This is a genomic window from Paraburkholderia largidicola (genome assembly GCF_013426895.1).
GTDB classification, from domain to species: domain Bacteria; phylum Pseudomonadota; class Gammaproteobacteria; order Burkholderiales; family Burkholderiaceae; genus Paraburkholderia; species Paraburkholderia largidicola.
Window position 1 is genome coordinate 653569 of the sequence record NZ_AP023176.1, and the last position, 20383, is coordinate 673951.

Below are 20383 nucleotides of genomic sequence, written 5' to 3' on the forward strand. Positions count from 1 at the left end.
GTGGTCACGCCGGCTGCATCATCAAGGAGCGATCTCATGTTGAACTACCCCGCCGCCTATCAAACGACCAAGGGCTCCGCGCTCGACGTCGACAAGGCGTTCTATGGACGCATCGCCGCAGAGCAGGATGCCCGCGAGCTGATCGAATCGATCGTCATTCCGATTCGATCGGGGCAGGCGTGGACGGTGCCTGCCGGGCATGTCTTCCGTATCGTGACGATCGAAGGACCGCAGGTGGCGGACCTCAACATGTGGAACCTGCACAATCCGCGCGAACGGATGTGGGCATCGCGCACGCGCCAGTTGCAGGCAGCGCACGTCAGCACCTTCGACCGTCTGTGGTCGACGCTGCCGTTTCTGCGCCCGATGGTGACGATTACCGACGACACGCTCGCCGATTACGGCGTCGACGAGCATGGCGGGCGCGTGCACGATCTGCTCGGCACGCGCTGCGACCCGTACGTGAACCGCATGCTGACGGGTGAAGATTTTCACTTTCATTGCCATTCGAATCTCACGCGCGCCGTTGCGCCGTACGGTCTGACCGAGTACGACGTGCACGATGTTCTCAATGTATTCCAGTGCACAGGTCTGAATCTCGACGACAAGTACTTCATGAAGGCCTGTCCCGCGCAGAAGGGCGATTATCTGGAATTCTTCGCGGAGATCGATCTGCTGTGCGCGCTGTCGACCTGTCCGGGCGGCGATCTTTCTCTGCCGATGTGGGGACCGGATGCGCGCGACCCGCTAGAAGTATGCCGGCCGCTCGGCGTGGAAATCTATCGGCTTGCGCCGGATCTGCTCGAAGGTTGGTCGACGCCGCCTGTGGCAGCGTACAAGGGGCAGCACGGGCTGACGCTGGGCGGACAGCGATAATCGGCCGCGCGTTGATTACATGCGATGTAATTGGCGCGCAGCACCGGGACGCCTACGCTTGGGCTGTCGCGTCACCAGTCCGGTGGCGCTCACAGCCAAGGAGATACCATGTCCCGCTATCCCGTTCACACGCTCGAATCCGCCCCGCTGCAATCGAAGCCCGTGCTTCAACACCTGCAACAGGCGTTCGGCGTGATCCCGAACGTCGCCGCAAAGATGGCTGCGTCGCCGGTGTTGATCAACGGTTTCATCGGCCTGTTCGAACGCGTGCATGCGAGCAGTCTGTCCGAGCCGCAGATCCAGACCTTGCTGCTGACCAATGCCGTGACAAACGCCAGTGAATGGCCCGTCGCGTTCCATACGGCGCTCGCATTGAAGCAAGGCGTATCGTCCGCCGATGTCGATGCGATCCGGCGTGGCGCTCTGCCAGCAGACGCCCAACTGGCCGCATTATCGACATTGGCGCGCACGCTGATCGAACGGCGCGGCCTTCTTTCCGACGCGGACCAGCAGCGGTTTTTCGAAGCGGGATTCAGCACCGAACAACTACTCGAGGTCATTGCGGTGGTCGCCGCGTCGACCATCACGAACTACACGAGTAGCGTGACCCGGCCGGCACTCGAAGCGCCGTTCGAAGCATTTGCCTGGCGTGCAGGTATCGTGTGAGTCCGTTATAGTGACCCGCTTCAATCGGAGGAAAGCCGATGAACGTCAGCAGCCGCGATTCAAAAGCGCCGTCGGGCGAACTCGGCAACCTGCTCCGTTACTGGCGCGATGTACGTGGGGTGAGTCAGCTCGATCTGTCGCTCGATGCAGGTATTTCGCAGCGTCAGATCAGCTTTATCGAAAGCGGGCGCAGCGTGCCGGGCCGCGAGACGCTGCTGACGCTCGCGCAAGCGCTCGACGTACCGCTGCGCGAGCGCAACGCACTGCTGCTGGCGGCGGGCTATGCGCCTGTGTATTCTGAGGCGCCGTGGAATGCACAGGAAATGCAGGGAGTCATTCGGGCGCTGGAGCGGGTCGTGCGTCAGCACGAGCCGTTTCCCGCCATCGTCATGGACCGGCACTGGAATGTCCTGATGACCAACGATGCCGCGCCGCGCTTTTTCAACTGCTTCATCGACATGGCGGCGCGCAAGGGCCCGCGCAACATGCTGCATCTGATGTTCGATCCGCAGGGGATGCGCCCATTCGTGGACGAATGGGACAGCGTTGCGCGAAGCCTGCTGCAGCGGGTGTACAGGGAATCGGTAGGCCGCGTGATTGACGACGACACCGCGCGCCTGCTCGATGAACTGCTCGCCTATCCCGACGCACCACGCGACTGGAAGACGGGGCATGCGTCGTGGGCCGCGCCTGCGATGCCCGTCATTCCAATCGGTTTCGTCAGTGGTGGAGAAGTGCTTCGTTACTTTTCGATGGTCACGAGCGTTGGCGCGCCGCAAAGCATTGCGGCGCAGGAGCTCCGTGTGGAATGCATGTTTCCCGTCGACGACGCGACAGAAGCGCGTCATCTCCAGTTGCTCGAAGCGAATGCAACGCTTCGATGACCGCCGCGCCGGACATCAGGGCATCGGCAGAGGCTCATCGATCAACATCTGGTTGAAGTAGTCGACGATGCCATGCTCTTCCCGTCCCGCGCTGTTTCGCAACTGTTGAGCAGACTCGACGACGACTTCTGTGGTCGCGTGCTCCAGCAGCGCAAAAGTCTCGGCAATAAAGGGCTCCAGTTGCATGGCGCGCGGATCGCCGCTCTTGTAGACGAGATCGGTATCCACCCACGGCGGCACGATTTCCAGAACACGGACAGAGCTATCGCGCAACGCGAAGCGCTGCGACAGCGAGTACGAGTGAATAGCGGCCTTCGTTGCCGAATACAGTGCTGAGATCGCCATCGGGACATAAGCGACTACCGAACTGTTGTTGATAATGAACGCTTCAGGCTGCTTCTTCAGATGTTCGATGAATGCGCCGCTGATCCGCACAGGGCCCAACAGATTGGTGTTGATGAGATGGATGGCCTGCGCGTCGTCGAGCGGACCCGTCACATCGTCGAACGGCATGATGCCCGCGTTGTTGATGACCACATTCAGCGATGGATACGCTTGAATCAGGTGCCCGGCCACGCTTGCGATTTGCGCGGGGTCGGTCACGTCGATTTCGACGGAGTCCATGCCGGGATTGACCTTCGTTACTTCATCCAGCAGGGCCTTCCGGCGGCCGCCGATAATGACCTTGTTACCCTTCCTGTGAAAGGCTTCAGCGAGTCCGCGGCCAATGCCCGAAGTCGCACCCGTGATGAAGATGGTGTTGCCGCTGAGTTTCATTGCATGTACTCCTTTGCAGGGTCGTATGTGGACAATGCGTTTGGGGTAGAACGCGGCCCGACAACGCGAGCCGCATCCGTCACGGCTTACTGCTCGAAAGCGTGGCGATTCGCTTGCACGAAATCACCGACGGTTTGGGGCGCCTGCCCCGTGATCTCGCCGATAACGCCGTCTTGACCCGAGAAGATCCCGTTCTGGTAGTCGATGGCGATCGCAAGAAAGTGCTGGATCATGAACTCCGGCAAGTTGTATTTCTCCAGATGCGCACGGTACGCTTCGATCGTCGACGGGCTGTAGGTGATCGTGCGACCCAGAACCTTGCCGATCTCATCGGCGATTTCCTGCTGGTTCATTTCGACCGGTCCGAGCAGCGGATAGGTCTTGCCGATATGCGCAGACGGGTTCGCCAGCACGGTGGCGATCAGTCGGGCCTGATCCTCGCCGGAAATCGGCGCGTGACGACCGTCGCCATACGGCAACGTGATCTTGCCTTCCTGCACGATCTGATCGCGCACCCACGGGAAAACCAGCCATTCGGAGAAGAACGTCGGGCGAATATGCACGGCCGGCACGCCCGACCAGTCGATCACGCGTTCTGCGATCCAGTGATCGCGTGCGGCATGGCTATCCGAATCTTCCCGCGCAGAAATCTGCGACATCTCGACGACGACTTCGACACCTGCACGCCGCGCTGCGTCCGCAAAATACGCGGTGGCCTGGATAAAGCCCGGACGCACGGGGTAGCACAGATAGGCGCCTGTCACACCTTCCATCGCGCGGATCACGTCGTCATGTTCGAGAAGATCGCCGACGAAGATTTCAGCGCCTTGCTGGCGCAGCGCTTCGCTGCGCTCATCTTCGCGGTGCACGAAGGCGCGAACGGCATGTCCGGCGTTCAACAGATGACGAACGGTGTGCGCACCCGTTTTGCCGGTAGCGCCAGTAATGAGGTATTTGCGTTGCTTCATGATGAACTCTCCAATCTAACGGTTTGAACACTCATCAAGAGTGCAGGGGATGTGTCAATGACCTTCAAGTGCATATGCACATTTTTAGACATACGTTACGGGCCGATTCCAACGACTCGTATCGCTTACATGGCTTCGAGGTGTTGCCTGACGTCGTGCAGGATCGCTGCCGCAGCGTCGGGGTCGTCAGTGATGCGGGACATCGTGATGGCGCCGATCATCGCCGACAGTGCGAACACGGCCTCTGATCGTGCCGCTTCACGCCGCCGCCGCGCGCTTCGTTTTGCCAGCACGTCGACGAGATCCGCAAATCCGCGCGATGCGACCGCGCGAGTCTGTTCGTCCGCCCGCGCCAGCTCGCTGCCCATCGCGGCGAGCGGACAACCGTCCGCGGGCGCGTCCCGATGCGACGACGACACATACGCATCGACGATGGCCTTGAATCCTTCCTTGCCTTCGCTTCCGCTCGCCGCCGCTTCGAGTCTTCCGATGATCGCCGTCAGTCCCGATTCGCATGCTTCCGCGACCAGTTGATCCTTGGAATCGAAATGCCGGTAAAAACCGCCATGTGAAAGCCCCGCATCGGACATCAGATCGGCCAGTCCGGTTGCCTGAATGCCGTTGGTCCTGAATGCCCGGCTGGCGACTTCGACGATCCGCCGGCGTGTATCGGCCGTTTCTTCCCTGGACTTCCTCATGGCTTGCTGCGCTCCGTGATTCGATGTTTTGGATGATAGTCATCATCTAAATGAGAGTCAACGAATCTTTGTTGCAACACTGCGTTTCAGCTGTCGAACGGCGCGTTGTCGATCAGGTCGCACACGTTCGCGCAGTCGAAACCATGGACGTGCCGATGTCCGATATCGACCAGACCGGTGCCCAGGGCGGTGTGGGGCTTCTTCCTGACGACTTCAGCCAGCGCTTCGGCAAACGCTGCCTTGAATCCGGCGCGTGGATACAGCGTCAGTACATCGTCGACGAGAGAAGGCGTGATTTCGTCCAGCCGCAGCCCGAAGACGTCCACGTGCGCGCCCATATAGACCAGGGCGATTTCCGGCTGCTTGCGTTCGGCGATACCGGCGCTGGAGTGAAGCGCGATCGCGTCCCACACGAGTTCCGCCTTACGTTCCGCGTAGCCGTTCGCCGTCAGGAACAGGCTCGCGGCATCGGCGCCGTCGACCTCGAAGCGCTGGTCGGCGGCGAATGCGTCTGTCAGTCCCAGATCGTGAAGCAGGGACGCGAGGTAGACGACTTCACGGTCGTATTTCAAACCGCGCTTACGTCCGAGGAATTCGGCGAACCACCACGTTCGATGCACGTGGTTCAGGAGCGCGCTCGAATGAACGCGTCCGATGAGGGAGTCGGCCTGACGGGTGAAGTCGGAATCGGGAGCGTCGATTCCTCCGATGGTAACGATTGTGCTCATACGGCCTCTGCAAATGACAAGTTGATTGACCATCGAGTGTATGAACACGCCACATGTCACATATGACTGTTTTTGGACGATTCGTGCCAAAATGAAAACGCACGTTTTTTCATAGGAGATGTCGATGAAGAAGGCTTCCGGTCGCAAGACGGGGCCGCCGCAAAAGCGCGTCGTGATTCTCGGTTTGCCGCCCGTGGACGCGCTCGACGTCATCGGTCCTGCCGAAGTGTTCGTATCCGCGAACCAGTTGCACGCTGGTCTACCCGTTCCCTATTCACTCGAACTGGTGAGCGCGGGTTCCGGTCCATCTGGAAAGCGAAACGGGTATCGGACTCAAGGGCCACCGGACGCTCGAAACCGAGCGTCGCTCGAACAGGCCAATCGACACGTTGATCGTGACGACCGGCTTCAATTCGATCGATCACTTCGACAAGGCAGCCATAGACTGGATCCGAAAGCGTTCGAACACGGTGCGCCGCGTGTGCTCGATTTGCGTCGGCGCTTTTGCGCTGGCGGAAACGGGGCTGCTGGATGGCCGCAGGGCGACGACCCATTGGCGGATGACCCAGCACCTCGCCGAGCGTTATCCCAATGTGCAGGTCGACCCCGTTCCGATCTGGGTGAAAGACGGCAACGTGTACACGTCGGCGGGTGTATCGGCGGGAATCGATCTCGCACTCGCGCTCGTCGGTGAAGACCTGGGCAACGACGTTGCGTTGGAGATCGCTAAAAACCTGGTCCTGTTCCTGCGGCGTCCTGGCGGGCAGGCGCAGTTCAGCGTCGCGCTTCAATCGCAGCGCGTGTCGGGTTCGAGCATCGACGATCTGTGTCTCTGGATCGGCGAGCATCTGCATACGGACCTGGCGACGGAAATGCTGGCGGACAGGGCGTCGACGAGTGTGAGAACCCTGATACGCATGTTTCAGCGCGAATTGAAAACGACGCCCGCGAAGTATGTCGAAGATGTACGGCTCGAAGCCGTTCGCCGGGCGCTCGAACTCGGCGAGCGGTCGATGGACGAGATAGCGCGCCGGTGCGGCTACGGCAGCGGCGACGTGTTGAGAAAAGCGTTCACGCGGCGAATGGGCGTGAGTCCGCGAGAGTACGCGCGACGCTTCGCGCCGGATAGCGAATGACCCTGAAGCCGTGCCGCCGTCGTATCAACGACGGCGGCACCCGCAACGTGATGGTTACTGAAGCAGCAGACGAAGCGGTGCAAGCGGTCCAACGGACAACAGATCGAAGCTCATGAGACCTTCGGCCGTGAGCGGCAGCGCGTCCACGGCCGCCTTTGCATGATCGACGGATTCGACGTTCATGAGAAAGATGACACCGGGCGTCGCCGGATCGTCACGGAACCAGAACTGCTCGATGGTGCCGTCGAGGTAGAGCTTGAGCGTGTCGGGAACTTCCTTCGGCATGATGCGCTGCCGCTGTTCCGGCGTGAGCGCCTGACGGATCGAACCAATGGCGAAAACTTTCATGAAGACTTCTCCGGTGAATTGTCATGTTGAGGTACAACGGAGATGAGTCTAGTGAGACAGCCGCTCCGGCGGTACTGTCGCAAACGACAACTTTAGAGCCGTTTACGCCATGTCTATTTACCCGGAATTTTCACTGCGGGACGCTTCGTCGAGTAGCCACTGACGGAACGCGACGAGTCTCGGCAGATCCGCGCACTCGCTGCGATAGACGATGTAGTAGGCCAGTTCCGACGGTCTCGCGATTGTCGGGAACAGGCGTATCAGGCGCCCCGAGGTCAGATCGTCACGCGCCAGCACACTGCGCGCGAGCGCGACGCCGTGGCCGTCTATCGCAGCCTGCAGCACGGCGGCCGAATTGTTGATCTTGAGGCTCGCGCGGGCTTTCATGGGCTTCTTGCTGACATCTTCAAGCCATGCGTCCCATGTGACGAACCCTGCCTGTCGATCGACGGACAGGTCGTCGATCAGCGTCAGTCCGTTCAGATCATCGGGTTTGCGCAACCGGGGATGACGTTCGAGAAACTTCGGCGAGCACACCGGGAACACCTCCTCTTCCATCAGCTTTTCGGCTTCGAGGCCTGGCCAGTGCCCGGCGCCATAGCGCACGCCGATGTCGATCCCTTGTGTGGCGAAGTCGGCCAGCTTGAGGCTGGTGTCGAGGCGCACGTCGGTATCCGGCCACGCATGCTGAAAACCGTCGAGGCGCGGCAACAGCCACTTCGCCGCAAACGCGGGACTTACGGTCACGGTCAGCACGCCGACAGGCGATCCCTCCTTCAACCGCTCGAAGCCGAGATTGAGTCGATCGAAACCGGCCTGGATGTCGGGGAGTGCTCGTGCGGCCACATCCGTCAGCACCAGCCGCGCTCGCCCGCCGACGCCTCGATGAAACAACGCCACGCCCAACCATTCTTCGAGGCTGCGCACGAGCTGACCGACGGCAGCGGGCGTGACGTTCAATTCAGACGCGGCTGCGGAGAAGCTTTGATGGCGCGCGCTTGCTTCGAACGCACGCAACGCATTGAGAAAAACGGGAGCGCTCATCGATATAAAGATTTTCTTTTAACAATGAACAGAATATCTGATTTGCGCATTGCCCGGTGCAATTCAACAATACACGCATAAAACGACGAAAACGCTTAACGGCGTTTCGATCATCCGTATTATCGTTATTTCAAGGAGTCGAACAATGAATAGTTTTTCTTCCAAAGTCGCCGTCGTGACGGGTGGCGGTTCCGGGATCGGCAAGGAGGTGGCGGGGCGTCTGGTTGAAGCAGGGGCGAGCGTCGTGATCGGCGGGCGCGACGAGGCAAAACTGAAACAGGCCGCGCGGGATATCGATCCGACGGGAACGAGGATTCGCATCGGCGCTGGCGACATCGCGTCGCCGGCAACGGCAACTGCGCTCGTCGACATCGCGACTCAGGCGTTCGGCGGCGTCGACATTCTTGTCAACAACGCGGGGGTTTTCCGGCCCAAGGCGTTTCTCGATCTTACCGAGGCCGAATACGACTGGTTTCTCGACACGATCCTCAAAGGCAAGTTCTTCATGGCACAAGCTGCCGCGCGCGCGATGAAGCAACGCGGCGGCGGCGCGATCGTCCAGACGGGGTCGCTATGGGCGTTGCAGGCCATTGGCGCAACGCCGTCGTCTGCATACTCCGCGGCCAATGCGGGCGTGCACGCGCTCACGCGCAACCTCGCCATCGAACTGGCATCGTCGAACATTCGCATCAATACGGTTGCGCCCGGCGTGGTGGAAACGCCGGTGTACAACACGTTCATGTCGGACGAAGAGGTCAGGCAGACGCTGCCGTCATTCAATGCGTTTCATCCGCTTGGCCGCAATGGACAGCCCGCCGATGTCGCCGAGGCAATACTCTTTCTGGCATCGCCGGGCGCAGCGTGGATCACGGGGACCGTGCTGCCCGTCGACGGCGGTGTGATGGCGGGACGTCAGGCTTGAGGGTCGAGGTGCGCTGCGCCGCGCTAGAACAGATGGTCGATACCCACGGTGACGGCCGTCTGGCTCGACGCGCCAGCCGGATTCAGCGTGCTCACCACGGCGTGCCGGTAGGACGTATAGTCGCCTTCCGCGTAGAGCGTGGTGCGCTTGGACAGCAGATAACCGAGCGACAGCACCGACATCCCGCGACGCCCCGATTTATCCGTCGAGACATTGGTCTGGTAGTACGCGCCGCGAAACACGAGGTACGGCGTCACGGTCCACGCAATGCCGCCAAAGCCGTTGTTGGTGACCATATGCGGCGCGCCCTGGTTTTGCTGATCCTCGGACATGAAGCCGCCAGAAAAGCGCACCGGGCCGAGTTGATAGCTGGCGCCGATCATGTAGTAGCTGTCGCCGACGTAGGTCTTGCCGGCCAGTACATTGCGATGGCCGTACAGGCCGCCAATGCCTATCGGTCCCGTCGTATAGTTGAGGCCCACCGCGCGTGCCGCGCCGCTGCTGAAATCGCCCGCGACGCCGCCAAATGAATTGTCTGCCTCGACGAGCAGCGGGCCGAACGTGTTCTTGTACTTGACGTCGTTGTTGTTGCGGGTGCCATCCGATGCGACCGTCAATGGAATGATCGGCGTGAAATGAAAGCCGTATGGATCGTAAAAGCTGATGATGTCGTGCGCGATCGTGTACTGGCGGCCGAGATCGAGCGAGCCGTATTGTTTGTGGCCAATGCCGACGAACGACTGCCGGTTGAAGATCAGACCCGTGGTGTTGTCGAGCTGGCCGTTGCCCAGATTGAAACCGCTTTCGAGCAGGAAATGCGCGTTCCATCCGCCGCCGAGATCTTCTCTCGCGCGGAAATCGAGCTTGTTGGAACTGTAGTAGCCGTTCGAATTCATGGTCGTGACCGACCCGCCGCCTGCCGCTGCATTGGTCTGATGCCGCACGCCGCCATCGACGGTGCCGAAGAGTTGCACACTCGATTGCGCATGCGCGGGCGTGGCCGCGAGAAGCCCAATTGCCGTCGATACGCCCAGTCCAATGCGGTTCGTCCACTTTCCTTTCACAGCCTGTCTCCTGTTTTTGATATCTTGTGACGCTGACGGGGAAGCCGAACTTCTCCGCGTCCGTCATGCGTTTCCCGCGACTTCCATACGATTCGTATGACTAACTATTGTGTCTGGTTCACGGGAGCCATTTATTGTTTCAGCAGGTGGCGCCGCATTCCGGCGCCACCTGCCGTCTGTCGGATCAACTCCCAGCCGAACTGCCGCCGGACTGTTTCAACGCGCCAATCGACGTGTCCATCGGTTTGAAGCCCGCCTTGAGTTCATTGCGCAGGGCCGTGCGGTTGAGCGCCTTCTCCCAGTTCGCGACCACGATCGTTGCGACGCTATTGCCGACGATGTTCGTGAACACGAACGCACTCGACAGCGCCTTGTGAATGCCGAGAATCAGCGCGATGGATTCCACGGGAATCGTGTTCGACGCAGCGAGCGTAGCGGCAAGCACGGCAATCGCAGCGCCCGATACACCCGCTGCGCCCTTCGAGGTCAGCAGCAGCACCGCGAGCAGCACCAGCTGGTCGTGCCATGTCATCGGCGTATTGGTTGCCTGGGCGAGAAACACGGCGGCCGCGGCGAAATAGAGGCACGTGCCGTCGTGATTGAACGTGTACGCGGTCGGCAAGACGAGGCCCACGACGGACTTTTCGCAGCCGAGCCGTTCGAGTTTGTCGATCAGTTGCGGAAACACGGTTTCCGACGAACTCGTGCCGATCACGAGCAACAGTTCGGCGCCGATGTAGCGCATCAGTCGCAACAGGCTGAAGCCGTTCACCTTCGCGATCGGCCAGAGAATCAGCACGATGAAGAGCGCGCAGGTCAGATAGAACTCGAGAATCAGCTTGCCGAGCGAAATCAGCGTGCCGAAGCCGAACTTGCTCACCGTGAAGGCGATCGCGCCAAACGCGGCGAGCGGCGCGATCTTCATCGTCAGGCCGATGATCCAGAACAGCGCGCTCGACACCGAATCGATCAGATCCATCGCCGGACGGGCGCGCTCTCCAATCGCTGCGAGACCGAACGCGAACAGCACGGAAAAGAACAGCACCTGCAGCACGTCGCCGCCTGCAAACGCGCTGATTGCCGTATGTGGGATGACGTTCAGCAGGAACTCGCTCGTCGTGACGACGTGATGGGCTTTCGCGACATAGGCATCGACGGCCGACGAATGCACGCTGCTCATGTCGACGTTCATGCCGACGCCGGGCTTCAGCACGTTGATGACGACAAGCCCGATCACGAGAGCAAGCGACGTCACCACCTCGAAGTAGAACAGCGCCTTGATGGCGACGCGGCCTACCTTCTTGAAGTCCTTGACACCAGCAATGCCGCTGCAAACGGTGCAGAAAATGATGGGCCCGATCAGCATCTGGATGACGCGGATAAATGCGTCGCCGACGGGCTGCAGGTTGATGCCGAACTTCGGAAACCAGTAGCCGACGGCAACGCCGAGGGCCATACCGGCGAGAACCTGGAAAGACAGATCGCGATAGAACGGCTGGCGTCCCCGGGGTTTGGATGCGGCCTTGCCGGGCAAGCTCATGATGTCTCCTTCTGAAACGGCGGCGAATTCGGATTCGCTTGGAATGGTTGGAGCGGTGTCTGCCGAACTAGCGGGCGGCGTCGCCGAGCACGTCGAGGCAGTCTGCAAAAATTTCGTCGACGCTCAGCTTGCGCGGCAACAGTTGCTGGCGCTCGCAGAACGAGAGCGTTTCTTCGAGCGGCCCGCGCAGCGCATCGATGCCAAACAGCAGCGGATCGGGTTTGCTTACGTCCCGTGCATCCGCTACCAGCGCTTTGCCTCGCCGCAACAGATCGTAGACGGCCCGTACGGCGTCGGGATGCTGATCGACCAGTTCCTTCCTGACCGCGACCACGTGATTGATGGGCACATACCGATGCAGCCCGTACCACGCGCGATCGGCGGCGGCCGCGTCGGCGATCAACGGCGCCAGCCCGGGTTCGTCCGGCAGGTCGTTGCCGAGGATCGCGGCATCGAGTTCGCCTGCGCGCAGCATCGGCAAGAGTTGCTGGCCTGCTTGCGCGCGCCGTACGAAGGACGGCTCGCGGTATTCGTCCAGATGGGCGCCTTCGAACGTCACCCAATCGATCCTGTCGACAGGCACGCCATAGGTTTGCGCGAGGATGGCCCGTACCCACATGCCCGTGGTCTGCGAATAGGCGCGTACGCCGATTCGCTTGCCTGCCAGGTCGTCGACGCTCAGTGGCCCACGTTGCGCATTATAAATAATGCACTTTTGCTGGAAGCGCGCCGCGACCACGGCAGGCAGCAGCACGATGGGCTTGTGATACGCCTTCGCCTGCAGATAGGTGACGATTGCCAGTTCGCTGACGTCGAATGCCTGCTGGCGCGCCATCGGCGCAAACGCGCGATGGATAGGCTCGATGTCCTCGAATACCAGTTCGACGGCGGGATCGCTCAGTTCGCCGGATTTCAGTGCACGCGTATGCGGGTAGGTCTTCAGCGCGGTCTTCAGGCGCAGCGGTTTCGTTTCGGTGCTCACGTACTTTTCTCCGTGTCGGCGGGTGCGGCGCTCAGCGGGCGAGCACGGGGTAGAGCGCGCGTGCCGTATCGCCGAAAATCGCGTCCCGCGCTTCGGCGGGCAGCGTCGACAGACTGTCGCGCGCATCGGCGAGCAATTGCGGCAGCGTGCCTTCAGCGGCGGGGAAGTTGGAACCCCATGCGATGCGCTTTGCGCCGAATGCGTCGAGCACACGCGGGAAGAACGCGGCGGGCGTCGACGCGCCGCGTGAAGCCTCGGCGATCGTGCGGTTGGTCAGCTTCAGATACACGCCCTGATGCGATGCGAGGCTGAAGAGCGGCGCGGCTGCCTCGTAGGGCGGGCCGCCTGCCAGTTCCGGGCGCGCAAGATGGTCGAGCAGCACACGGATATCAGGGAAGCGCGACAGCATGTTCAGCAATGCGGGAATGCCCTGTGCCGTCATCTGCAGACAGATCGACACATCATGCTTCTGTGCATATTCCCAGACGGGAAACGAACGCTCGTCGTCCAGCCAGCCGGCCTGGCCCGGCATCGTGCTGCCCGTCGTGAACAGACGCAGCCCGCTCAGCCCGGCGTCGAGCCAGCGCTGCATCTGCGTGACGGCGTCGGCGGCCAGCACGTCGATCGAGAACACGCCTGCAAAGCGGTCAGGGTGGCTGCGCACTGCCTCGACCACATAACTATTGTCGTTGCCGTATACCGTCGATGCCTGCACGACGACCGCGCGGCCGATGCCGGCTTCATCCATGGCGGCGAGCAGGCCTTCAAAGCTGACAGGCCGCTTTGCCGACCATTCCGATTGATGACCGCCGACGGGCGCGAGCGGATAACGCACTTTATCCGGGGAAATTGCGTGGGTGTGTGTGTCGACGACGACAGACATGAACTGACTCCTGGCTGAGAACATCTTGATCGGACTGACGTCACTGTAAGCGCAGGCGAAACGAATCCCGCAATATGAACTGCACCCTCCGACATAAATTCTGGTTAAGCTAGGGGTTTTCCAGAGCGTGATATGACGAGTTATGTCGACCCATGAAGGGCTGGGGCCAGACGATGATCTGGCGCGTTTGCGGCGTCTGTTTCTGTTCGATGCCGTTTGTGAAACGGGCGGGATCGGTCTCGCGGCGGCGCGTGCGGGGCGCACGCAGCCCGCGGTCAGCCTTGCCATCGGCAAGCTCGAATCGAGCTTTGGCGGCGCGCTATTCGAGCGCGGTTACGGCGGCAGCGAACTGACGGCAGAGGGCGTGATCCTGCACCGGCGCGTGCGGCGCATGCTCGACCAGATGGAGCGCGCCGTCGCCGATCTGACGGGCGAAACGGACGTGCGTGCCGCGAACGTCGGCACGATTTGCCGCCATTTGACGGATTCGCAGGTGCGCTGCCATATCGCCATTGCACATTGCGGATCGGCAGCCGAGGCCGCGCAGCAGTTGGGCATCTCGCAGCCGGCCGTGCATCGCGCGGCGCGCCAGATCGAGCAGACGGTCGGCGCGACGCTTTACCGGCGCCGCGTGCATAGCGTGTCGGCGAACGCGGCGGGTATCGAGTTCGCGCGTTGCCTGAGTCTCGCGATGTACGAGATCGCGCAGGCTCGTGAAGATCTCGCGCATGCGCGCGGGCAGATGACGGGCAAGATCTCGCTCGGCGTGCTGCCCATGCTCGCGCCTCGTCTCGTCGCGCGCGCGATCGAGCGGCTGCGTCGTCAGTACCCCGATGCCAAGGTGACGGTCGACGAAGGCTCGCATTCGCAACTGTTGCGAGAGCTGCGCTTCGGCAATATCGATGTGATCATCGGTGCGTTGCGCGAGCCGCGTCTGACAGGATCGATTCAGGAGAACGCGTTGTTTGCGGACCCGTACGTGGTGGCCGTCAGAAAGGGGCATCGGCTCGCGGGCAAAGCGAAGATCGCCGCGCGCGACCTCGCTTCGTTCGACTGGGTGGTGCCGCAACGCGACGTGCCGCGGCGTGCGGTAATCGATTCGATTCTCGCGCGGCTGCCCGGCCAACCGCCGCTCGCTGTCGAGACCAGTTCCCTCGCGATGATGATGGCGATGCTCGTGGAAAGCGATTGCATCACGCTGCTGTCGCGCTCGCAGATTCGCGAGGCGTATCCGGGCAGCGAGATGGTGGCGCTGGAACTCGAGACGCCCGAGGCGAGCCGGGTGGTCGGCTACACGCTCAGAACGGATTGGCTCGGCACGCCGATGCAGCAGGCGTTTATCGAGCAGCTGGTTCAGGAGTGCAGGGCAACGCAGCACGACCAGGATGTGTACGAAGCTTCACCGTGAATCGAACCGGTGCGCCGTGCCGCTGTAATTCCCGCCTAAGTTTTGGCGCCCACACTGCGCACCATATGTGATTCTTGAAACTTACCGCCTACTTCCCGAGGACGACGATGAAGCACCGATTGGTCACAGGTTTGGTAGCAATGAGCATGAGCGTTCTGATTGCCGGATGTGCATCGCCTGTCGAACGCGCCAACGAGAAGAACGACCTGCTGTCGGCGGCGGGCTTCCATATCGTCCCCGTGACGACCGATGCCCAGCGCCTGCAACTGCAGACGCTGCCGCCCAATCGCGTCGTCCAGAAGGTCAAGGACGGCAAGCCCATCTTTCTCTATGCGGACCCGTACTCGTGCGGCTGCCTGTATATCGGCGACGAAACGGCCTGGGATAACTACAAGCGCGAACAGCTCCAGCAAAAGTTCATCGATCAGGAGCGGATGAACGCGGAGATGAATGAGAATGCGGCGTGGAACTGGAGCATGTGGGGCCCGGGTCCAGGTCCGGGCTGGTGGTATTGACCCGTCGACCGCGTCGACACCCGCGGTTCATTCGATCGCCCGTGTCGACGCAGCCGATGCCGTATCCGGACCTGTGCCAGCGGCGGCGACGGTCCGGTCGAAGCTTCAGGCCACCGTTTTCAGCTTCTTCAACGCTGCGACCAGCTCGCCCGGATCGGGGCGCTTCGTGTAATCGGGGCTCACTTCGGCATACGCGATGGTTCCGTCCTGCGCGATCACGTATCGGGCGGGCATCGGTAGCGTCCAGCTGGGCTCGCCATTGATGACGGGCAAATCGATATCGAAGCCTTTGTAGGCGTCGATCAGTTCGTCTTGCAGCCGGAAGCGGATGCCGAACCCATCGGCTGTCTTGCCGCCTTCATCGACGAGGATCGGATAGCTGAGCTTGTTTTGTCGTTGCGATTTCAGGCTGCTCGTCGCGGTTTGCATCGAGATCGAAACCAGGCTCGCACCCAGCGTACGGATCTCGTCCGCGACTTCTTCGATAGCCTGCAGGTCGATGTTGCAATACGGGCACCAGACGCCCCGGTAAAACGTCACGACCAGCGGCCCTTGCTTCAGCATCTCCGTCGATGAGACCACCTCGCCCTCGGCATTGGCGAGCGTGAAGGTCGGCGCGAGATCGCCCACCTTCAGCGAGCGCTCCGCCTGACCCGTTGCGATCAGTTCGGCCGTGGTCCGGTGAAAGACGTCGACGACCTCGGGCGGCGCGACCCTGGTCTCGAAGTTCGACTTGAAGGCATCCAGTTTCTGTTGCAGGTTCATTACTGACTCCAGTGTGGGCTCGCCGGTGGTGGCGTGAATCCATCTTCATTCATTTGAACGGAGCCGGGTAGAATGGCTGGATGACTTTCAATTATTCTCCGGGCAAATGAATGACAAGCTATCCGTGCTGCGGCTGTTCGCGCGCGTCGCGCGCACGTCGAGCTTCACGAGAGCGGGGCGGGAGCTCGGCATCAGTCAGCCTTCCGTGTCGAGGCAGATCTCCGAACTCGAGGCGGACGTCGGTACGGCCTTGTTCGTGAGAAGCACCCGTGCGGTCAAGCTGACTGAAGCGGGCGTCGATTACCTGACGCGCGTCGAAGCGATCCTCGACGCGCTCGAAGAGGCGGATCACGCCGCGCGCGGATCGACGGAACTGCGCGGACGCCTGCGCGTGGCGCTGTCGACGAGCTTTGGCATACGGGAGGTGATTCCGCGTATCGACCGCTTTCTGGAGATGCACCCGGCGCTCAACATCGATCTGCTGATGTCGGATGATCGTCAGGATCTGATTACCGAGGGCGTCGATGTCGCGATCCGCTTCGGCGCGTTGCCGGATTCGAGCGCGACGTCGAGGTTGCTCGGCCGTTCGCCCCGGCTGCTGGTCGCCGCGCCCGCGTATCTCGCGCGCAAGGGCCGTCCGGTCGAACCCGCCGAACTGGGCCAGCATGCGTTCGTCACGGGCCCGTCGAGCGCCGCGTCATTGGGGTGGACGCTGCGCAAGGACGGGCGCGAAGCGGTGGTTCGTGGAGACGGGCGCATTACATCGACGGTGAATGAAGCGGCGACGGCGGCGGCCGTCGCCGGTTTGGGGATACTGGTGATCGGTCTGTGGGGATGCCGCAGCGAGATCGCCGATGGCCGGCTCGTGCCGGTTCTCGAAGACTGGAAATTCGACCCTGTTGAAATCCATGCGGTGTTTCCGACAGGCCGCGCCGCGCGTCCTGCGGCGCGGGCGTTGATCAGCTTTCTGGTGGAAGAGCTCGCACCGATATCGGTGGATGCCGATGCGAGGACGCGGGGGCGGTAGAGGCGTTATGCAAGCCGGCGCGCCGGCTCGTTCCGCTTACACCTGCGCCTGCCCGCCATCCGCGGTGATCTCCGCGCCATTGATGAAGCTCGAATCGTCGGATGCCAGAAACGTCACCACTCTGGCGATTTCCATCGGATCGGCAAGACGGCCCATAGGCACCAGCGACGCGAGGTACGACAGCAACCCGTCCTGACCTTCCTTCGTATCGCCTCCGAGTTCCGCGAGGCCCACCGTGCGGGTCGAGCCAGGGCTGACGACGTTGACGCGAATGCCGCGGTCCTTCAGATCGAGCACCCAGCTGCGCGCAAGACCGCGCACGGCCGCCTTTGAAGCGCTATAGATGCTGAACGCCTGCGTGCCCGTGGAGCCGGCAATCGATCCGGTGAGAATGATCGAGCCGCCGCGCGACATGAGGGGCAGCGCGCTTTGAACGGTAAAGACCACCGCGCGGACATTGCGATTGAACGTGTCGTCGAAATGCTGCTCGGTAATCTCACCGAGCGGCGCCAGCGAGCCGCCGCCAGCGTTGGCAAACAGAATGTCGAGACGTCCTTCGCGTTCGCGGATCAGTGTCATCAGCGCGTCCAGATCGGCGCTGCGCGTGACGTCGCCCTTGACTCCCGTTGCCGCGTGACCGATTGCGCTCACCGCCGCATCCAGTTCGGCCTGACGGCGGCCCGTGACGTACACCTTTGCGCCTTCGCGTGCGAGCTCCTGTGCCGCGGCCAGACCGATGCCGCTCGTGCCGCCCGTCACCAGTGCGATTTTGCCTTCCAGTCGTTTGCTCATGATGTCCTCAAATGAATTGAATGAATCGATGTGGCAACGATAAGTGTTTCTCCTGCGCCAATAAATAGCGTGTCAGCTAAATCATTATTTATGGACATGAATAATCGCGATATGATCGGTACCGTCAATCAAGCCTGGAAACGGAATGGATCAGATGCTCGCGTTGCGCGTGTTCGTGCGGATCGCCGAATCGGGCGGCTTCGGCAAAGCCGCCGATAGCCTGAACATACCGAGGCCCACCGTCACCAAGCTGATCCAGGATCTCGAAACGCACTTGCGGGTCAAGCTGTTTCAGCGCTCCACGCGCAAGGTGACCGTCACCGACGAAGGCCAGGCTTATTACCATCGCGCGCTGAAGGTGCTTGCCGACGTCGACGAAATGGACACGCTTTTCGCCGATTCGCGTGGCGCTCCGCGCGGGCGTTTGCGGGTGGATATCGGATCGTCGCTGGCCAACCTGATCCTGTTGCCGCATCTTCCGCTGTTCCGGCAACGATATCCGGAGATCCAGCTGGAGCTTGGCGTCAGCGACAGGGAAGTCGATCTGATCGGCGAGGGCGTCGACTGTGTGATCCGGGGTGGCGAACTGACGGACACGTCGCTGATTGCAAGACGTATCGCGAGCCTCGATTGGGGCACGTATGCGGGCGCGGGATACATGCGATCGCGCAAGCTGCCGACGCATCCGGAAGAACTCTACGGCGAGCACGATCTGGTCGGCTATTTCTCATCGCGGACAGGGCGCGTTTTCACGATGTCCTTCGAGCGCGGCGATGAGTCAATCCAGATCGACCCGAAAGGCACGCGGGGCGTTTCCGTCAATGAGAGTACCGCGCATCTGACTGCGCTGGTCAGCGGGCTCGGCGTTGGCCAGACCTTCGCGTTCATGGCGCGTGCGGCACTCGCGAGCGGCGATCTCGTTCAGCTTCTTCCGGAATGGAGCCGGCCGCTGCATCCTCTGCATATCGTGTTCGCCAAATCGCAACACGACAGCGCGAGGATGCGGGCGTTCGTCGATTGGGCGCTGGAGATTTTCCGGCCGTATGACCGCTTGCATACGTAGTCCGTTCACAACTCCTCGAACTGGATCGCACCGCCCTTCATGACGAGCGGAATGCGTTCGCCTTGCCCGAGCAGACATGAGATATCGCGCAACGGGTTGCCATCCACGACCAGCAGATCGGCCCACGCGCCAGCCGCGATGCGTCCGAGCTTGTCCGGCAGTCCGAGCACTTCAGCGGCCGTCGTGGTCGCACAGGCGAGCGTCGCCGCATTGCCCAACACGTCGGCGCGAATGCGGAATTCGTCGCTCTGCAAGCGCTGCGACGGTCCCAGCAGATCCGAGCCAAAACCCATCTTCACGCCCGCGTCGCGATAGATTTCGAGCGAACGCAGACCAGCCTCGCGCACGTCGGCGATCTTCGCCACGCTCTCCTCGCCCAGACCGTATTGCGCGCCTTCGGAAGCCAGCGCTTCGTAGGTGACGAGCGTCGGCACGACATACGCGCCCAACTCCGCCATCAGCTTCGCCGTCGGCGCGTCGATGAGATTGCCGTGTTCGATCGTGCGCACGCCCCAGCGGACGACGCGCGCAATCGCTTCCGCCGTATAAGCGTGCGCCATCACATAGGTCTGGCGGGCGCGCGCTTCTTCGACGATCGCTCGCACTTCGTCTTCCGCGTAGCCGAATGCGCCGACGGGATCAGTCGGCGACGCAACGCCGCCCGACGCCATGATCTTCAGATGATCGGCGCCCATCTGCAATTCCTCGCGAGCCGCGCGGCGCACTTCATCGACGCCATCGGCGACGCGCGACAGCGCGCCGACCCGCACGCAGCAGCCGCACGGCGCACTGTCGCCGAGATAATCCGAACGGGCGCGCATGTCGCCGTGTCCGCCCGTCTGACTGAGCGCACGCCCCGCGACGAACAGGCGCGGCCCGACTGCGAGCCCGCTTTCCACTGCCTGCTTGTGCGGATAACCTGCGCCGCCCGCGTCGCGCACCGTGGTGAAGCCACGCCGCAGCATCGCCCGCATGATGGGCACCGAGCGCAGCGTGACGAGCACGTTCGGCATGTGCACCTGCTGGGACAGATTCAGCTGCACGGCGATCACATGCACATGCAGGTCGATCAAACCCGGCATCAGCGTTTTGCCGCGCAAGTCGATCTCGCGCGCCGCGGCGCTTTTCAGCGGCCGGTCGGACACTTCCTTGATGAGGCCGTTTTCGACGAGCACGTGATGCGCTTCGCGCAATTCGCCGCGCTCGACATCGAGCAATCCTGCGTTGGTGAAGAGAATGCTGTCCACGCGTTTCTCCCAGGTTCCATGAATGATTCGATGCGCTGCGCGCAGCCGGT

General features: G+C 61.7%; 21 protein-coding genes and 1 pseudogene. 9 read left to right on the forward strand and 13 right to left on the reverse strand.

All coding sequences use genetic code 11. The features are described from left to right. Positions 1–36: 36 nt before the first annotated feature. From PPGU16_RS31625 to PPGU16_RS31635, 3 genes are all read left to right on the forward strand, one after another. Positions 37–876: an urea carboxylase-associated family protein gene (locus PPGU16_RS31625; protein ID WP_180726658.1), complete on the forward strand. Its 840-nt coding sequence runs from the start codon at positions 37–39 to the stop codon at positions 874–876. Between the two features lie 108 nt (positions 877–984). Continuing rightward, positions 985–1542: a carboxymuconolactone decarboxylase family protein gene (locus tag PPGU16_RS31630; RefSeq protein WP_180726659.1), complete on the forward strand. Its 558-nt coding sequence runs from the start codon at positions 985–987 to the stop codon at positions 1540–1542. Positions 1543–1580: 38 nt separating this feature from the next. Beyond that, positions 1581–2426 (forward strand): helix-turn-helix domain-containing protein, encoded by an 846-nt coding sequence (locus PPGU16_RS31635; RefSeq protein ID WP_180726660.1) that lies wholly within the window; start codon positions 1581–1583, stop codon positions 2424–2426. Between the two features lie 15 nt (positions 2427–2441). Here the strand turns inward: PPGU16_RS31635 and PPGU16_RS31640 are convergent, their stop codons facing one another. The 4 genes from PPGU16_RS31640 to PPGU16_RS31655 all read right to left on the reverse strand — a co-directional run bounded on the left by PPGU16_RS31640 (position 2442) and on the right by PPGU16_RS31655 (position 5597). Then, positions 2442–3203: an SDR family oxidoreductase gene (locus PPGU16_RS31640; protein ID WP_180726661.1), complete on the reverse strand. Its 762-nt coding sequence runs from the start codon at positions 3201–3203 to the stop codon at positions 2442–2444. Between the two features lie 86 nt (positions 3204–3289). Continuing rightward, positions 3290–4171 (reverse strand): NmrA family NAD(P)-binding protein, encoded by an 882-nt coding sequence (locus tag PPGU16_RS31645; RefSeq protein WP_180726662.1) that lies wholly within the window; start codon positions 4169–4171, stop codon positions 3290–3292. A gap of 125 nt (positions 4172–4296) precedes the next feature. Beyond that, a complete protein-coding gene (locus tag PPGU16_RS31650; RefSeq protein ID WP_180726663.1) occupies positions 4297–4869 on the reverse strand; it encodes a TetR/AcrR family transcriptional regulator in 573 nt (190 codons plus the stop codon). Between the two features lie 86 nt (positions 4870–4955). Continuing rightward, positions 4956–5597 (reverse strand): HD domain-containing protein, encoded by a 642-nt coding sequence (locus tag PPGU16_RS31655; RefSeq protein ID WP_180727129.1) that lies wholly within the window; start codon positions 5595–5597, stop codon positions 4956–4958. 124 nt (positions 5598–5721) lie between these two features. On the opposite strand from PPGU16_RS31655, the pseudogene PPGU16_RS31660 reads away from it, so the two are divergent. Continuing rightward, a pseudogene (locus PPGU16_RS31660) lies at positions 5722–6733 on the forward strand (GlxA family transcriptional regulator). A 54-nt stretch (positions 6734–6787) separates the two neighbouring features. Here PPGU16_RS31660 and PPGU16_RS31665 read toward each other — a convergent pair. Beyond that, positions 6788–7081, reverse strand: coding sequence for a hypothetical protein (locus PPGU16_RS31665; RefSeq protein WP_180726664.1), 294 nt, complete (start codon positions 7079–7081; stop codon positions 6788–6790). Between the two features lie 117 nt (positions 7082–7198). Further along, a complete protein-coding gene (gene gcvA / locus PPGU16_RS31670; RefSeq protein WP_180726665.1) occupies positions 7199–8125 on the reverse strand; it encodes a transcriptional regulator GcvA in 927 nt (308 codons plus the stop codon). 145 nt (positions 8126–8270) lie between these two features. Between gcvA and PPGU16_RS31675 the strand changes: the two genes are divergently transcribed. Next, complete coding sequence (locus PPGU16_RS31675) at positions 8271–9047, forward strand: SDR family NAD(P)-dependent oxidoreductase (protein WP_180726666.1); 777 nt, start codon at positions 8271–8273, stop codon at positions 9045–9047. A gap of 23 nt (positions 9048–9070) precedes the next feature. On the opposite strand, the gene PPGU16_RS31680 is transcribed toward PPGU16_RS31675, so the two are convergent. The 4 genes from PPGU16_RS31680 to PPGU16_RS31695 all read right to left on the reverse strand — a co-directional run bounded on the left by PPGU16_RS31680 (position 9071) and on the right by PPGU16_RS31695 (position 13516). Continuing rightward, positions 9071–10111, reverse strand: a complete 1041-nt coding sequence (locus tag PPGU16_RS31680; RefSeq protein WP_180726667.1) for a porin — start codon at positions 10109–10111, stop codon at positions 9071–9073. Positions 10112–10295: 184 nt separating this feature from the next. Continuing rightward, positions 10296–11651, reverse strand: coding sequence for a C4-dicarboxylate transporter DctA (gene dctA / locus PPGU16_RS31685; RefSeq protein ID WP_180726668.1), 1356 nt, complete (start codon positions 11649–11651; stop codon positions 10296–10298). Positions 11652–11718: 67 nt separating this feature from the next. Then, positions 11719–12633, reverse strand: a complete 915-nt coding sequence (locus tag PPGU16_RS31690) for a substrate-binding domain-containing protein (RefSeq protein ID WP_180726669.1) — start codon at positions 12631–12633, stop codon at positions 11719–11721. A gap of 31 nt (positions 12634–12664) precedes the next feature. Next, the gene (locus PPGU16_RS31695) at positions 12665–13516 is read right to left on the reverse strand and encodes an amidohydrolase family protein (protein ID WP_180726670.1); all 852 of its coding nucleotides are present in this window, start codon (positions 13514–13516) and stop codon (positions 12665–12667) included. Between the two features lie 142 nt (positions 13517–13658). On the opposite strand from PPGU16_RS31695, the gene PPGU16_RS31700 reads away from it, so the two are divergent. Together PPGU16_RS31700 and PPGU16_RS31705 are read left to right on the forward strand one after the other, a co-directional pair. Then, the gene (locus tag PPGU16_RS31700; RefSeq protein ID WP_180726671.1) at positions 13659–14924 is read left to right on the forward strand and encodes a LysR substrate-binding domain-containing protein; all 1266 of its coding nucleotides are present in this window, start codon (positions 13659–13661) and stop codon (positions 14922–14924) included. A 146-nt stretch (positions 14925–15070) separates the two neighbouring features. After that, entirely contained in the window at positions 15071–15439 is a 369-nt protein-coding gene (locus PPGU16_RS31705; RefSeq protein WP_224027587.1) for a hypothetical protein, read from the forward strand. Between the two features lie 105 nt (positions 15440–15544). Here PPGU16_RS31705 and PPGU16_RS31710 read toward each other — a convergent pair whose 3' ends face one another. Beyond that, the gene (locus PPGU16_RS31710) at positions 15545–16204 is read right to left on the reverse strand and encodes a peroxiredoxin-like family protein (protein WP_180726673.1); all 660 of its coding nucleotides are present in this window, start codon (positions 16202–16204) and stop codon (positions 15545–15547) included. Between the two features lie 106 nt (positions 16205–16310). Here PPGU16_RS31710 and PPGU16_RS31715 point away from each other — a divergent pair, with 106 nt between their 5' ends. Then, on the forward strand, positions 16311–17231 hold the full coding sequence (locus PPGU16_RS31715; RefSeq protein ID WP_180726674.1) for a LysR family transcriptional regulator: 921 nt from the start codon (positions 16311–16313) through the stop codon (positions 17229–17231). A gap of 36 nt (positions 17232–17267) precedes the next feature. Here the strand turns inward: PPGU16_RS31715 and PPGU16_RS31720 are convergent, their stop codons facing one another. Further along, positions 17268–18023: an SDR family NAD(P)-dependent oxidoreductase gene (locus PPGU16_RS31720; protein WP_180726675.1), complete on the reverse strand. Its 756-nt coding sequence runs from the start codon at positions 18021–18023 to the stop codon at positions 17268–17270. A gap of 145 nt (positions 18024–18168) precedes the next feature. Here PPGU16_RS31720 and PPGU16_RS31725 point away from each other — a divergent pair, with 145 nt between their 5' ends. Further along, entirely contained in the window at positions 18169–19086 is a 918-nt protein-coding gene (locus tag PPGU16_RS31725) for a LysR family transcriptional regulator (protein ID WP_180726676.1), read from the forward strand. 5 nt (positions 19087–19091) lie between these two features. On the opposite strand, the gene PPGU16_RS31730 is transcribed toward PPGU16_RS31725, so the two are convergent. Then, on the reverse strand, positions 19092–20333 hold the full coding sequence (locus PPGU16_RS31730) for a metal-dependent hydrolase family protein (protein ID WP_180726677.1): 1242 nt from the start codon (positions 20331–20333) through the stop codon (positions 19092–19094). Between the last annotated feature and the right edge of the window lie 50 nt (positions 20334–20383).